The 14,216-nt window shown below is 71.5% G+C and carries 10 protein-coding genes; 8 read left to right on the top strand and 2 right to left on the bottom strand.

Annotation, left to right across the window (positions count from 1 at the left end):
- Positions 1 to 270: 270 nt before the first annotated feature.
- Positions 271 to 1,293 carry a hypothetical protein gene (locus WME85_RS52695; RefSeq protein ID WP_437833380.1) on the top strand — a complete coding sequence of 341 codons (1,023 nt, stop codon included), beginning with the start codon at positions 271 to 273 and terminating at the stop codon, positions 1,291 to 1,293.
- On the top strand, positions 1,181 to 2,686 hold the full coding sequence (locus WME85_RS52690) for an HTTM domain-containing protein (RefSeq protein ID WP_437833377.1): 1,506 nt from the start codon (positions 1,181 to 1,183) through the stop codon (positions 2,684 to 2,686). The genes WME85_RS52695 and WME85_RS52690 overlap by 113 nt, the downstream gene beginning before the upstream one ends.
- 173 nt (positions 2,687 to 2,859) lie before the next feature.
- Here the strand turns inward: WME85_RS52690 and fumC are convergent, their stop codons facing one another.
- On the bottom strand, positions 2,860 to 4,260 hold the full coding sequence (gene fumC, locus WME85_RS52685; protein WP_437833374.1) for a class II fumarate hydratase: 1,401 nt from the start codon (positions 4,258 to 4,260) through the stop codon (positions 2,860 to 2,862).
- Positions 4,261 to 4,451: 191 nt separating this feature from the next.
- Here fumC and WME85_RS52680 point away from each other — a divergent pair, with 191 nt between their 5' ends.
- From WME85_RS52680 to WME85_RS52665, 4 genes are all read left to right on the top strand, one after another.
- Entirely contained in the window at positions 4,452 to 5,444 is a 993-nt protein-coding gene (locus WME85_RS52680) for a fatty acid desaturase family protein (RefSeq protein ID WP_437833372.1), read from the top strand.
- 179 nt (positions 5,445 to 5,623) lie between these two features.
- Positions 5,624 to 6,475: a ketopantoate reductase family protein gene (locus WME85_RS52675; protein ID WP_437833369.1), complete on the top strand. Its 852-nt coding sequence runs from the start codon at positions 5,624 to 5,626 to the stop codon at positions 6,473 to 6,475.
- A gap of 140 nt (positions 6,476 to 6,615) precedes the next feature.
- Positions 6,616 to 8,088, top strand: coding sequence for a sigma 54-interacting transcriptional regulator (locus WME85_RS52670; RefSeq protein ID WP_437833366.1), 1,473 nt, complete (start codon positions 6,616 to 6,618; stop codon positions 8,086 to 8,088).
- A 326-nt stretch (positions 8,089 to 8,414) separates the two neighbouring features.
- Positions 8,415 to 10,100 carry a caspase family protein gene (locus WME85_RS52665; RefSeq protein WP_437833364.1) on the top strand — a complete coding sequence of 562 codons (1,686 nt, stop codon included), beginning with the start codon at positions 8,415 to 8,417 and terminating at the stop codon, positions 10,098 to 10,100.
- Here WME85_RS52665 and WME85_RS52660 read toward each other — a convergent pair.
- Complete coding sequence (locus tag WME85_RS52660; protein WP_437833362.1) at positions 10,069 to 12,642, bottom strand: protein kinase domain-containing protein; 2,574 nt, start codon at positions 12,640 to 12,642, stop codon at positions 10,069 to 10,071. The two genes, WME85_RS52665 and WME85_RS52660, sit on opposite strands and share 32 nt — an antisense overlap.
- A gap of 272 nt (positions 12,643 to 12,914) precedes the next feature.
- Here WME85_RS52660 and WME85_RS52655 point away from each other — a divergent pair, with 272 nt between their 5' ends.
- Both WME85_RS52655 and WME85_RS52650 read left to right on the top strand, forming a co-directional pair.
- A complete protein-coding gene (locus WME85_RS52655; RefSeq protein WP_437833359.1) occupies positions 12,915 to 13,337 on the top strand; it encodes a hypothetical protein in 423 nt (140 codons plus the stop codon).
- A 126-nt stretch (positions 13,338 to 13,463) separates the two neighbouring features.
- On the top strand, positions 13,464 to 13,943 hold the full coding sequence (locus tag WME85_RS52650; protein ID WP_437833357.1) for a hypothetical protein: 480 nt from the start codon (positions 13,464 to 13,466) through the stop codon (positions 13,941 to 13,943).
- Positions 13,944 to 14,216 lie beyond the last annotated feature (273 nt).

Here is a 14,216-nt window from a genome sequence, read left to right as displayed (position 1 = left end):
CTCGCCGGCAGCATGCGGGACCCCGAGGCGGCGGCGCCGGGGTCGCCCGCCGTTCAGTGCGTCCGTCCTCGCGCCACGGTCGCGAAGAGAGCAGGCGGCCGCGCCTCAGGCCGAACGGCGGCGATGAGCTGCGCACAGAGCCACCGACCCCCGCAACCGACAACCTGCCACATCATGTGCCGCAGGCTCACTCCTTGTGGTCCGAGCATGACGGTTCGAGCAGACACACGGGGGCTCCTTGCGATAGCGTCTCCCGTTTGGAGGCTTGTGATGCACGCCAAGAGCGTCCTTTCTGTAGTCGCGCTGACCACCTTGATCGCGGGCGGCGCCTTCGCGGCCGGGTGCAAGAGCAGCGCTGAGGCCACCGTGACCGAGGAGTCGGTCGAGGCGGCCCCGGTCGCCCTCGAAGAGCCGTTGACGGAGGAGCACGACGGCGGCTCGGTCGGGTGGGAGTTCGCGCCCGACGGCGCCGTGCGGGCGGTCGTGAAGGGGCCTGATGGCCGGCCTATCGACAAGGACGTGAGCGGCACGCTCACCTGGAAAGGGCCGAACGGCGACGCGCAGATCCCGCTCGCGGTCGACGCGAAGACAGGGCTCCTCATCGCGGCCGGGCCCAGGCTCGAGGCCGACCTCACCGAGGTGAAATACAACATCGTCGTCGCCGGGAAGCCGTGGAACGGCACGCTCCACGTGCCCGCGGGGGGCACGAAGGTCATCGTCGAGGGCGCGAAGAAGGCCGAGCGACGGCCCGTCCCCCCGGGCAAGACGGGCCCGAACGGCGGGGTCATCCAGGTGGTCGGCGACGACACGATCGAGGTGGTCGCGGACAAGGCCTCTGGCCAGGTCAGGGTGTATGTCCTCGACGACAACTTCAAGCCGGTCCCCGTCGGCGACCGCAAGATCAAGCTCGGCTTCGTGGGCTCGGGCTCCGAGCTCATCCTGCTGAACCCCGGCCCTGGCGGCCTCTACTGCGTCGGGACGATCTCGGCGAAGGTGAACCCCGTGAAGCTCACGGTCGTCGTGGCGCACCCGACCCACGCCGACGTGGTGCTCGTCGGCTATCGTCCCGGCGTGCACGTGGTGGTCGGCCCGAGCGCGCCGTCGCTGAACGTCGTCGTGGCGACGACGTGGAACGTGGGCGTGAAGGTCAAGGCGGCTCCTGGCGTGGTGGTGGTCCACGATGACGACGACGACGACGATGACGACGGGCGAATCCACGTCGTCCACGTGCACGGAAAGCACAAGGGCAAGCACAAGCACCACCACGGGCACGGCCACGGGCACTGGAAGTGAGCTCGCGCGGCGCTGGGCGGCGCACCTCACCGCCGAGGTCGACGCCGCCTCGCTCGCCGTCTTCCGCGTCGGCTATGGCGCCCTGATCGCCTGGGAGGTCGTCCGGTACGCCCTCCACGACCGGATCACCCGCTACTACGTCGAGCCCGGCTTCTTCTTCAGCTTCGTCCCCTTCGTCCGCCCCTGGGGCGGGACGGGGATGTACTGGCACTTCGCCGCCGTCTTCGTCCTCGCGCTCCTCTGCGCCGCCGGGCTCTTCTACCGGGTGAGCGCCGCGCTCCTCTGCGCCGCGCTCACGTATGTATTCCTCCTCGACAAGGCGCAGTACCTCAACCACCTCTATCTGCTCTGCCTCCTCGGCCTGCTGCTCGCCGTCGCGCCGGCGCACCGCGCGCTCTCGCTGGATCTCCTCCGCGCGCGGCGCGCCTCGACGGCCGGCGCCCCGCCCAGCGTGCCGACGGAGACCGTGCCGCGCTTCCACCTCTTCGCCCTGAAGGCCCAGATCGCGATCGTCTACTTCTACGGCGGCGTCGCGAAGCTGAACGGCGACTGGCTCCGCGGGCAGCCGCTCACGATGTGGCTCGCGGAGCACGCCGGCGCGCCGCTCGTGGGGCCGCTGCTCGCCTCGCCTGCAGCGGGGCTCGCGCTCTCGTATGCAGGGCTGCTCATCGACCTCTCGATGGGCTTCCTGCTCTTCTCCCGACGTACCTTCCCGTTCGGCGCGGCGATCGCGGTGACGTTCAACCTCTCCAACGCTTTCCTGTTCAAGATCGGGATCTTCCCCTACGCGATGATCGCCTCGCTCGCGCTGTTCGCCGATCCCTCGTGGCCGAGGCGGCGCCTGCCCTTCCTGTTCGGGCGCGCGGACCGCGCGGGCGGCGGCGCCTCGGTTCCTGGTCCCGCCCTCGCCCCCTCCCCCTCCCCGGGCTCCTCCCCCGCGGCGTCGTGGCGGCGCTCCCTGCCGCTCGCGGTGCTCCACGCGTACCTCCTGCTCCACCTCGTCGTGCCGCTCCGTCACTGGCTCTATCCAGGCGACGTCGCCTGGAACGAGGCCGGGCACCGCTTCTCGTGGCGCATGAAGCTGCGCGACAAGAACGTGAGCGAGCTCGACATCGGGGTGATGGATCCGAGGACCGGCGTGCGCGAGTCGCTCGATCTCGAGGAGTGGCTCACGGACCGCCAGCTCGGCGAGATGAGCACGCGCCCCGACATGATCGTCGACTTCGCGCACCACGTCGCCGACCGCTGGCAGGAGGCCTTCGGCGTGCGGCCGGTCGTCACCGCGAGGGTCGTCGCGTCCCTGAACGGAGGTTCCTTCCGCGATCTCGTCGACCCGACGCGCGATCTCGCGTCGCTACCGAGAGGGCTCTTCGAGGTCGTGCTGGCGCCCTGATGAAGAAGGGCATGATGAGGGGAAGAGATTCAACCGCCAAGACGCCAAGAACGCCAAGAGAACGAGAACAAGAATGTATCAAATTCTCTCTCACTCCTCTCTGCTTGGCGTCCTTGGCGCTTAAATCTCTTTCTCCCGGCGCTCCCGCGCGCGAGACGCGCGCTCCCCGATCGTCACCCCTCCTCGGCTGACGGGCCGATCATGCGCTCCGGCCTCACGACCTCGTCGAACTTCCGCTCGTCGAGGAGCCCGAGCGCGAGCGCCGCCTCGCGCAGCGTCGTGCCCTCCGCGTGCGCCTTCTTGGCGATCTTCGCCGCGTTGTCGTAGCCCACGTGCGGGTTCAGCGCGGTCACCAGCATCAGGCTCTCGCGGACGTTCCGGGCGATCCGCTCGCGGTTCGGCTCGATGCCCCGCGCGCAGTGCTCGTCGAACGACGCGCAGCCGTCGGCGAGCAGCCGGATCGACTGCAGCACGTTGTGGATGATGAGCGGCTTGTACACGTTGAGCTCGAAGTTGCCGCTCGCCCCGCCGAGGCCGACCGCGACGTCGTTGCCGAGCACCTGCGCGCACAGCATCGTCATCGCCTCGGCCTGGGTGGGGTTCACCTTGCCCGGCATGATCGAGCTGCCCGGCTCGTTCTCGGGGATCGCAATCTCGCCGATGCCGCAGCGCGGCCCGCTCGCGAGCCAGCGGACGTCGTTCGCGATCTTGAACAGGCTGCAGGCGAGCGTCTTCAGCGCCCCGTGCGCCGCGACGAGGGCGTCGTGCGACGCGAGCGCCTGGAACTTGTTCGGCGCGGTCACGAAGGGCGCCCCCGTGAGCTCGGCGATCCTCGCCGCCACCTTCGCGGGGAACTCCGGGTGGGCGTTGAGCCCCGTCCCGACCGCGGTGCCCCCGAGCGCGAGCTCGTGGAGCGGCGGGAGCGCCCGCTCGATCGCGGCGATGCCCGCGTCGAGCTGCGCCACGTAGCCGGAGAACTCCTGCCCGAGCGTGAGCGGCGTCGCGTCCTGCAGGTGCGTGCGGCCGATCTTGACGATGTCCGCGAACGCCGCGCTCTTCCGCGCCAGCGTGTCGCGGAGCCGCCGGACCTCCGGCAGCAGGCGGCGCTCGATCTGGAGCGCCGCGACCACGTGCATGGCCGTCGGGAACACGTCGTTCGAGCTCTGCGACCGGTTCACGTCGTCGTTCGGGTGGACCGGCGACTTCGAGCCCATCACGCCGCCGCTCATCTCGATCGCGCGGTTCCCGATGACCTCGTTCACGTTCATGTTGGTCTGCGTGCCGCTGCCCGTCTGCCAGACGACCAGCGGGAAGTGGTCGTCGAGCTCGCCCGCGATCACCTCGTCGGCCGCCGCGACGATGAGCCCGCACTTGTCCGCCGGCAGCAGCCCGAGATCGCGGTTGACCAGCGCCGCCGCCTTTTTCACCGTGGCGAGCGCGGCGATCATCTCCCGCGGGAATCGCTCGCCGCCGATCTTGAAGTTCTCGAGCGAGCGCTGCGTCTGCGCCCCCCAGTAGCGGTCGCCTTGCACCTCGATCGGCCCGAAGCTGTCCTTTTCGATGCGAGTCGCCATGCCCGCGTCTTAGCGACAGTGGACCGGCTCCTCAAGCGGCGCGAAGCCGGGTCGCCGGCCCCTGCGCGAGGTGCGTAAACACCTTCGCGGCGCGGGGGCGAAGAGCGGGCGTGCTCTTGTTTTCTCGCCTGTTTCCTGCGAAGTTCCGGCCCTCGCACGCGCGAGAACCACGGAGATTCAGTATGGCCGGCATGGACACGGTACCGCGGGAGCTGCTGCAGGCTGCCTACAGGCGCAATCCCATTCACCTGCTCAAGATCCCGCTTCATTTCGGCATCTGGGCCGCGCTCACGTGGGTGCTGTACGCGACGCAGCATCACCCGCTCGCCATCCCGATCGGGATCGCCTGCTCGTACGTGATCGCCAACCTGGTCCGTGGCCTCGGCGCCGTCGCGCACGACGCCGTCCACGGCAGCTGCTCGCGCTCGAAGCTCGTCTCGTACCTCATCGCCCTGGTCTGCTGGGCGCCGACGGGCATGAGCGTGACGCTGTACACGAACTACCACCTTCATCATCACAAGATCGCGAACACGTACCCTGACGTCGACAACTTCGTCGTCACGGACTACACGCGGAACCCCGTGCTGGCGAAGCTCCTGCTGCTCGCCGTCTACACGTTCGCCTACCCCCTCTACTTCCTCGGCTGCATGGCGCGGTACGTGAAGCGCCTCTCGCCGCTCCAGCGCGTCAGGATGAACCTGGAGCTCCTCGGCTTCTACGGCCTCATGGGCTTCTTCTTCTGGGTCATGCCGTGGCAGGTGTTCTTCTTCTTCTTTGTCCTGCCGTTCATCTTCGGCGCCATCCTCGCCAGCGTGACCTCGATGATCGAGCACTACGAGATGCTCCCGGGGGAGGACGCCTACAGCTCTCGCACCTACGGGACGAAGGCGCACTTCACGAACTTCCTCTGGAACAACGTCACGTACCACAACGAGCACCACAAGTTCCCGGGCATCCCGTTCTACAACCTGCGCAGCTTCCACGTGGCGGCGTATCCCCACTACGATGAGCGGGTGAAGTCCGCCTGCCACCCGTCGATCGTCGCTCTCGCTCTCGAGCTGTACGGGCGCATCCTGAGGCTCGACATCGCGAAGCTCGACGAGCGCTACCGCGACATCAACAAGGAAGCCGAGCGGCAGAAGATGATGGCGCTGAACGGCATCCAGCCCGGCGTGACCGCCTGAGCCACCGCCGCGTCTCCCGTGCCCGGGCGCTCCGGGCCTGATCCCCCTGCACGAAACCATGAGGAGAGCCCGGCCGCGGCGCCCGCCGCGCTCGCGGTGAACCTCGCCGCGGCGAGCGCCGCCATGGTCGCCGCGTCGGCTGCCGTCGCGGCAGCCCGACGGGTGCTACGGTGCGCTCCATGAAAATTGCCATCGTTGGGCCTGGCGGGATCGGGAGCACGTTCGCCTTCCAGCTCGCGCGAGCGGGGCACGAGGTGACGGTCGTCGCTCGCGGGAAGCGGCTGGAGCAGCTGCAGCGGGACGAGGCGATCGTGAAGGCCACCGGGGAGCGCGCCGCGGTGCGGGTGAGCGCCGCGCTCGACGCGACGACCGAGTGGGACCTGGTGCTCGTGACGGTGCTCGCGCACCAGGTGGACGCGGTGCTGCCCGCGCTGGCCGAGAGCGCGGCGAAGGCGGTGATGTTCATGTTCAACACCTTCGAGCCGCTGGGCCGCCTTCGCGATGCGGTGGGCGCGGCGCGCTTCGCCTTCGGATTCCCCGCGATCCTGGCGACCCTCGATGACGGCAAGCTGACGTCGAAGATCGTCACCCGAGGGATGGTCACCCCGGTGACGGACGCTGCCTGGGCGAAGGTCTTCACGGACGCTGGCATCCCCGCCGTCGTGGAGCCCGACATGCAGAGCTGGCTGCGCACGCACGCGGCGCTCGTCGCGCCGGCGATGGTCGCCACGGTCGCGGCGCACGCGCGCAAGGCCGGCGTGTCGTGGGCCGAGGCGACGAACCTGGCGCGCGCCATGGAGGAAGGGCTTCGCGTGGTGCGCCAGCTCGGAAACACCATCACGCCGGAGCCGGTCGCGAAGCTGAGCCGCTTGCCCAGGCCGGCGATGGCCGCGCTCGTGTGGACGCTCAGCAGGATCGACGCGGTCCGCAAGACGGGCGCCGCGGGGCCCGGCGAGCCGCGCGCGCTGATCGACGCGATGGCCGCCGCGGCCCCCGGTCAGACGCCGGCGCTGCTCGCCATCAGGCCCTGAAGCGGCCAGGGATCTCGTTCTGGACAGCTGACCGATCTGCAAGCGTCTGGACCCCTGACCCCCGCCTCGACCAGAGGTTCGCGTGCAGCCCCGGAGATATCCGCCCGCGCGCCCGTCGGTTACGATGGTCTCGAGCGGGCATGGTCCACGAATCCTCCACTGTCGACACCGGGAGCTCGCGCGGCATCCTCCTCGGGCCGCGCGACCACGAGGCGCCCGCCCTGATGATCGCGTGGGCCGCCGCCGAGCCGGAGCGCGTGGGCGAGGTGGCGCTGTTCGAGCGGGACGGGGGCGCGCGGATCCTGGGCCGCGGCGAGCCCGCGGGCGGAGCGGACGGCGCGCGGGTGGTGTTTCATCGCCAGCGCCCCGGCGTCCTCGAGCGGACAGCGCCGCTCGGCAGCCCCGGCCTGTCGCGCGAGCAGCTGCGCGTCCGGCTGGAGGGGAGCGGCCTCCGGATCGAGCGCGTCGGCAAGTGCGCCATGGAGCTCCACGGCGAGCGCGTCGATCGGTGCGTCCTCGAGCCCGGCGACGCGCTGCTGCTCAAGGGCCAGCTCCTGCTCTTCTGCGCGCGACGCCCGCGGGGGATCGAGCCGCTCCACAGCGCCTCTCTCGCCGACGCGCCCGCGTTCGGCGCGCCGGACGTCCATGGGATCGTGGGCGAGAGCCCCGCCATCTGGCGCCTTCGCGATCAGCTCGCCTGGGTCGCCAAGGCGGACGAGCACACGCTGGTCCTCGGCGGGAGCGGCTCGGGCAAGGAGCTCTGCGCGCGCGCCGTCCACGCCCTCTCGGCCCGCGCGCGCGGGCCGTTCGTCGCGAGGAACGCGGCGACCATCCCGCAAGGCCTCATCGACGCCGAGCTGTTCGGGAACGTGAAGGGGTATCCCAACCCGGGCATGCCGGAGCGGCCGGGCCTCATCGGCGCGGCGGACGGCGGCACGCTCTTCCTCGACGAGATCGGCGAGCTGCCGCAGGGCCTTCAGGCGAACCTCCTGCGCGTGCTCGACGAAGGGGGCGAGTACCACGCGCTGGGCGGGTCCGCCGCGAGGCGCTCCCGCTTCCGGCTGCTCGGGGCGACCAACCGGGACCCCGCCGCGCTGAAGCACGACCTCGCCGCCCGCCTGGTGCTTCGCCTCGACGTCCCCGGCCTCGACGAGCGGCGCGACGACATCCCGTTGCTCGCGCGCCACCTGCTCCAGCGCGCCGCCGCGAAGAGCCCCGAGGCCACGCGGCGATTCCTCGCCTCGCCGGGCGCCGGCGCGCCCCGGGTCAAGGCGAGCCTGATCGAGCACCTGCTGCGGACCAGGTACACGACCAACATGCGAGAGCTGGGCGCGCTGCTGTGGCGCGCGATGTCGGCGAGCACGGGCGATTCGATCGAATGGATCAGCGGCTCGACGACGACCACCCCGACCAGCCCGCCGCCATCGCAGGACGAACCCTCTGCGGCCGCGGAGGCGGCGACGACAGCGGAGGCGCGAGAGCCGTCCGAGGCCGAGATCCGGGCGCGCCTCGAGGAGCACCGCGGCAACATCGTGCGCACGGCGCAGGCGCTCGGGCTGTCGAGCCGCTATGTGCTGTACCGGCTGATGCGGAAGCACGGGATCGAAGGGTGATGGCCTGCCCGGCCTCGTGCGCCGGCGGAGCGTGCCAGCAGGGCCAGGACAGGCTGGACGAGGACCCCACGAGGGGATCGCGCTGAGCGGCGCGCTCCGGCGCTGAAGCGCGATCACGTCGCGCGACGCGCTGTGCGCGCCCATGTGCGCCCCCCAGGCGCGCAGGCAGCCGCACACCCGCGCGCCTCGCACGGCCAGGGATGCGCCCGCGGGAACGCCGCCATCCAGCGGTATGCGCCTTGCTGCGCGGCGTTGCTGAACGGCCGCCGGCGTCCGATGATGGCCGGCGATTTCCGGTTGCCCCTCACCAGCTCACGGAGAAGACGATGACCGACGATCCCCATCCCGCTCCGTCCGACATTCCGGATGACGTGAAGCCCGTCCTCGCCGCCACGAGGGAGCTGCTCTCCCGGATCGGCGGCGTCGCGCTCCTGGTCGGCGTCGAGAGCTACCGGGACCACGACAGGGAGGGCGGCAAGGACCTCCTGGCGGGCCGTAACGACGTGCTCGCGTACTGGAAAGTGTGCCGCCGGCTGGGCTACACGCACCTCCGGGTGCTCAGCACGCCGGCGCTCCAGAAGGAGGACCTGATCCGGGCCGAGCGGGAGCTGGCGCCCGAGCTGCACCCGGGCGAGGACGAGGCGGAGACCAGGCGCCGCGTCGAGGAATGGCTGTCGAGGGGGAGGCAGGGCGCTGACGCGCCCATCGAGCTCCACGACGCGGCCATGGCCTCGCGGCTCGAGGTCGCGGGCGCGCCGAGCGTGCTCCTCGGGGAGGCCACTTCCCTTCAGCTCAAGGAGAGCGCGCGGTGGCTGGCCAGCAGGCTGGTGTTCACCGTGAAGCTCGCGTGGGAGCAGTGGCGGCGCGAGGAGGAGCTCATGGCGCTGCCGGGGTTCATGGCGTACTCCGGCCACGGCGCGCAGCGGGACGGCGAGCTCCTCCTGTGCCCGAGCGACACCGGCCCCGCGCTCGAGAACGCCGTCTCGTTCTCGGAGCTGCGCGCGATCTTCGAGGAGGGGGGAGACCTCCCCGGCGGCAAGCGCCCGGCCGACAACCTCACCGTGGTGCTCGATTGCTGCTTCGCGGCCGCGAGCGGCCCGGCCGGCAAGGCGCAGCGGGGAACGAGCCTGACGCCGGCGGGATCGCCGGCGGGGAAGGCGCCCGCCAGGACGCCGGAGATCGCGCGGAGCGTGTTCTGCGCATCGGGGCGCGACGAGCAGTCCTACCAGGCGATGCTGGGCGGGCACTGGCACGGAGCGTTCACGTGGGCGTTCACAGTGGCGCTGGAGCAGTGGAAGCTCCAGCAGCAGGGGCAGTTCAGGCGGAGCACGATGTCGCACGCGGAGCTCCTGTTCCGGGCGAGGACGCTGCTCTCGGCGCTGTCGTTCCCGCAGCACCCGATCCTCGTGGACGAGCTCGGGAATCTACCGGTGTTCCACCACGGCGCGGCGGCGGGGGAGGCCACGAGCGCCGAGCCCGATGCAAGGCGGCCGGGAGGGCAGCTCGATCCATCCGTCAAGAACGGCGACGGCTTCGTCTACTACGAGATGCGTGAGCGGGGCACGAACGCCCCGCTGGCGCAGATCGTGGTCACCAATGACAAGGTGGACCACGGATTCACCCGCTACACGGAGTACTGGAAGGTGAACAGCGCCGGCCTCAGGTTCGATTCGGACGATTGGCGGAATGGGATCACGGTGACGAGGCAGGAGATGCGCTGGAGCGATCCGGTCCCGTTTCAGCTGGGCAGCGAGGACTTCCGCTGCGACGTGAGGGACCAGGATTGGAAGCGCACCACGCACGTCGATCCCTATCAGTTGATCACCAGGGACGGCATCACGTACGGGTTCAGGGTGAACCTCTCCCGCCAGACCACGGGCGATCGGTGGACAGGCGCGCTCTGGTGGAGCAGGTCGTCCGACGCGAAGGACGTCTTCGCCCTGTCGGGCAACATGCAGTGGACGGATATGAAGGGCCGGGTCACGTCATCGTGCCACGTCCCGATGACGTAGCCATGGCGCGCGCCACGCGCAGCCCCACGACCGGCCGCCGGACATCGGGCCGGCCGCCGAAGCGGGCTGCCGCCCGGCTGTAGGTCATCGCGCTGGCCCACGCGCCTCCCTTGATCGCGCGAAAATCAGGGTCCTCCGGCGCCGCGGCGTCCAGCCGGAGGCGGCCGCCCTCGACGAGCGGCCCCTCGTGCTTCCACACGTTGATGCACCAGTCCCGCGTGTTCCCCGCGAGACCTCGCACCCCGTACGGGCTCTCGTCGCACGGGTGGCCGTCCACCCCCTCGCGCGCAGGTTCACCCTCGCTCGTGTCGACCACGCAGGCGAACGTGGAATCGACGTGATTCCCCCACGGCAAGAGGCGACCATCCGCGCCTCGCGCGGCTTTTTCGCGCTCGACCTCGTTCGGCAAGCGCCACGGCAGGCCGGTCCGCTCGGACAGCCACCTCGCGTAGGCCGTCGAAGCGTGCCAGTCCACGAGGACCATCGGCCAGTCAGGGCGCCAGCACAGCCCCTTGCGATCGGGCGGCAGTGAAAACAGGCCTTCCGGACCACGGAGCAGCGCGAGGTCGTCACCATCCTCCGAGAGGCCGAGCTGAGCGCGCGGGCAGGCGGCGAGCGCCTCGGCCTCACGACCGCTCGACACGAGGTGGTTCAAGAAATCGATGTACTCGACGGCGGTGACCGGAAAGCGGCGCAGGACGAAGCCATCGACCCAGAGCCGCCGCCGCGGCAGGCCGTCCGCCGCCTCGGGATCGCCGCCGATCCAGCACCACCCCGCCGGCACGTACACATCATCGGGCCCGAGCTCTCCCTCGGCCGGCAGCTCGATCGGGCGGGATCTCTCCTCCCCCGGCGCCCGCCCGTCCCAGCGCCCATCCCGGTCGATCAGCACCGGATACCGCACCTCCGCCCGCCCCGGCGCGCGCAGCCGCAACAGGTAGCTCCCCCGCTGCAACGGCACCTCGACGAGCGGCGTCGGCCCCAGCGCCCGCTCGCGCACGGGCACGAGCCGCCGGTCCCGCAAGACGAACCGCTCGACGATCACCTCCGCGCCCGGCGGCTCGGTCACCAGCGTCAGCGCGCCGTCGCCCCGCAGGAACGCCGCGTGCCGGCCGCGATCGTGGATGCGCAGCATCTCCTCGGCGCGCGCCGCGTCCTCGTCGCGGTGGCCGAGCTCCGCCTCGACGAGGCGCGCGCGGTGGTGATCCGCGAGCATCGCGTGCGCCTCGGGCAGGTCCGGATCCAGGCTCAGCGCGCCGTGCACCGCCTCCAGCCACCGCGCCTCGGCGAGCGCCGCGGCGCGGCCCATGCGCGCGGCCTCGTCCTCCTGCGCCCAGGCCGGGCGCTTCTTCTCGACGGCATCGAACGGGCGCAGCTCGGCCTGGAGCGAGCGCGCCCTGGCCTCGGCCTCGGCCGCCTTCACGCGCGAGGCGGCGATCTCCGGCCCGAGCGAGCGCGCCTGATCCAGCGCGGCCATCGCCTGCTCGCGCCGCCGCACCCCGTCGAGCCACGCCAGCACGTCGGCCGCGAGCGCCTCGGCGCTCGGGTAGCGCTCGGCGATCTCGCGGCGCATGGCCCGCTCCACCACCGCGCACAGCTCCGCCGGCGCCGGCGGGCCGCCGCGCGCCGCCTCGATCACCGGCGCGGGGGGGCCCGCGAGGAGCGCCGCGAGGATCTCCCCGCCGCCTGCGCCGCGGTACGGCGGCTGGCCGGTGAGCAGGCAATACAGCACCGCGCCCAGCGCGTAGACGTCGCTCGCCGGGCCGTGCAGCGCCGTGTCGCCGCAGGCCTGTTCGGGAGGCATGTACGCGGGCGTGCCGAGGACGTCGCCGTGGCGCGTCAGGCCCTCCGCGACGGCGCCTCCCTGCGGGCCGCTGCTCCCGCGCTCGTCCGGATCGGCGGCGTCGACCCGCCGCGCGAGGCCCCAGTCCATCACCAGCACCTCCCCGAACTCGCCGACCATCAGGTTCTCGGGCTTGAGGTCGCGGTGGACGACGCCGCGGCTGTGCGCGTAGGCGACCGCCTGGGCGACGCGCGCGAACGCGTCGACGAGGCGGCGGAAGGTCCAGCCCGTCGCCGTGGCGCCGAAGCCGTCGGGGCCCGAGCACGCGTGCAGCTCGTCGATGGCGGCGCGCAGGGTGCGGCCGCGGACCTCCTTCATGGTGAACCACAGGCGGCCGTCCGGGAGCTCGCCGCGGTCGTAGAGGGCGACGATGCCGGGGTGCTGCAGCCCTGCGGTGATGCGCGCCTCGACGAGGAAGCGGCGGCGCAGGTGGGGCTCTGTCGCGTGCTGCGCGCGCATGAGCTTGAGGGCGATGGTGCGCTCGAGCAGGGTGTCGCGCACGCGCCGCACCTCGCCGAAGGAGCCGGCCGCGATCACGCCGAGGTCCTCGTAGCGGGCGGGGAGCCCGACCCCCAGGGCCGCGCCGCGGGCCGACGCCGCCCGCACGACGGCGCTGCCTTCGCGGCCGCTGTCGACCGTCATCGTCTCGTCGAATGAGGCGGTGAGGTCTCCGGCCGGATCGTCGTGGGGGCGCGCCATGAAGGTCTCGGGAGACGGGCGAGATTACCACCCGGCAATGCGGGTGTGCGGCCGGTGTGCGCCCCATGTGCGGCCTCGATGGCGCACACCTCGCAGGGCCCGCCGCGCGCTCCGATCAGCGAGCGCGCGGCGCGCCGCCCCGCGAAACTCGCCTCGAAACTCCCCTCGAAGCGCGCTGGCACCGCAGCTGCAATGCGGCCTCACCGGGAGTCGACGCCGCGGTGAGCGCGGCTCGACGATCCGAGGGCGATTCAGGACACGAGGAGATCACCATGGGACACGGCGCCAACATGACCATCAACAACTTCTCTCCGTACGACCTCCAGGTGGCGGTGGTGCGCAAGCACTGCATCTATCCCCAGAGCCAGGGCGGCAACGGCGCGCCCGGGATCGACGCCTTCAACCGGCGTCTCGCGCACGGCGAGTCCATCGGCGGGTACATCGAGAACAAGAACACGTCGACCGGCGGCGACCTGTGCGCCACCGACACGGGGTACTTCGAGCTGTCCTTCACGGTCGTCAGGAAGGACGGCACGCCGGATCCCCGGTACACGCCCTCCGCCCTGACGGTCGCGATCCCCCACCAGCACTTCGAGAAGGGCGACACCAACAGAGACGGCGCGGTCAAGGTCGACCTGGCCATCCTGGACGGGCAGCAGGACGTGATCACGGTCGGCCTCAAGGACAACGTCTGAGGCTCGCCCCCCGGGCGAGCACGGACGGCGGGCGCGGAGGACGGGGACCGGCGAGCGCGCCGGCTCCCCGTCCTCCGCGCCTGGCCAGCGACCTCGCGCGGAGCGCGGAGCACGGAGGAGGACGCGATGAGATACGCCGACACCGAAGCGTGCCAGTCGGGCGGGCACTGCCGGCTCTGCCGCGACCGGGACCGAGGGCGCAAGTTCCGCCTGGCCGTCGTCGAGGACTTCGAGGTCCCCGGGGGCGTGGTCGACTTCGATTGCCCCCACGGCATTCCGTGGGACACGGACGTCGAGACGAGCCGGTTCGCCCGGGCGATCACCCGCGCGCGGGCCGCGGCCCACGGAGCCCTGTCCGTGCTCAAGACCTCCCTGAAGGTCGGCCTCTTGCCTCGTCCGGAGGTCGAGGCGAGGCTGGATGTTTGCCGGAGATGCCCGGGCGGCCTCGCGGTGATGCGCGAGGGTGGCGACGACGTCCACACCTGCGGCAAGCTGCTCGAGATCCACCGCGAGCAGGGCCGCTCCACGTGCGGGTGTATCCTGAGGGCGAAGGCCGTCGACGCGGAGGAGGACTGTCCCAACGGGTGGTGGCCGCACCCCGGATAGCGGTCCTCCGGCGGCTCATGATGAGGCCAGCCCCGATGGCACGCCCTGTCCGGGCGGCGTTTGCGTCGGCGGCCTCTGTTAAGTCGAGGGATCGTCGAGCGGCGGCGGCGCGGACGGTAGCGGAGGCGCCGGAGGCACCGGCGGCACCGGCGGCGCTGGACGCACGGGCGGTGCCGCCAGCGCCGCCGGTGGCGGAAGCACGGGCGGCGGCGCTGACACGGGCGGCGACGAAGGACCGGGGCACGTGAGCGGTTGCAGGGTCGGGACGAGCCC

Source organism: Sorangium sp. So ce1153 (assembly GCF_051521595.1).
Classification (GTDB): Bacteria; Myxococcota_A; Polyangia; order Polyangiales; family Polyangiaceae; genus Sorangium.
The sequence above is the reverse complement of the archived record's forward strand: the minus strand, read 5'-3'. Positions and strand labels throughout refer to the sequence as shown.

Bases quoted from the DNA above. Each gene is read 5' to 3' on its own strand.
- WME85_RS52655 (WP_437833359.1), top strand. From the start codon at position 12,915: ATGGGACACGGCGCCAACATGACCATCAACAACTTCTCTCCGTACGAC.
- WME85_RS52680 (WP_437833372.1), top strand. From the start codon at position 4,452: ATGGACACGGTACCGCGGGAGCTGCTGCAGGCTGCCTACAGGCGCAAT.
- WME85_RS52670 (WP_437833366.1), top strand. From the start codon at position 6,616: ATGGTCCACGAATCCTCCACTGTCGACACCGGGAGCTCGCGCGGCATC.
- WME85_RS52675 (WP_437833369.1), top strand. From the start codon at position 5,624: ATGAAAATTGCCATCGTTGGGCCTGGCGGGATCGGGAGCACGTTCGCC.
- WME85_RS52650 (WP_437833357.1), top strand. From the start codon at position 13,464: ATGAGATACGCCGACACCGAAGCGTGCCAGTCGGGCGGGCACTGCCGG.
- WME85_RS52665 (WP_437833364.1), top strand. From the start codon at position 8,415: ATGACCGACGATCCCCATCCCGCTCCGTCCGACATTCCGGATGACGTG.
- WME85_RS52690 (WP_437833377.1), top strand. From the start codon at position 1,181: ATGACGACGACGACGACGATGACGACGGGCGAATCCACGTCGTCCACG.
- fumC (WP_437833374.1), bottom strand. From the start codon at position 4,260: ATGGCGACTCGCATCGAAAAGGACAGCTTCGGGCCGATCGAGGTGCAA.
- WME85_RS52660 (WP_437833362.1), bottom strand. From the start codon at position 12,642: ATGGCGCGCCCCCACGACGATCCGGCCGGAGACCTCACCGCCTCATTC.
- WME85_RS52695 (WP_437833380.1), top strand. From the start codon at position 271: ATGCACGCCAAGAGCGTCCTTTCTGTAGTCGCGCTGACCACCTTGATC.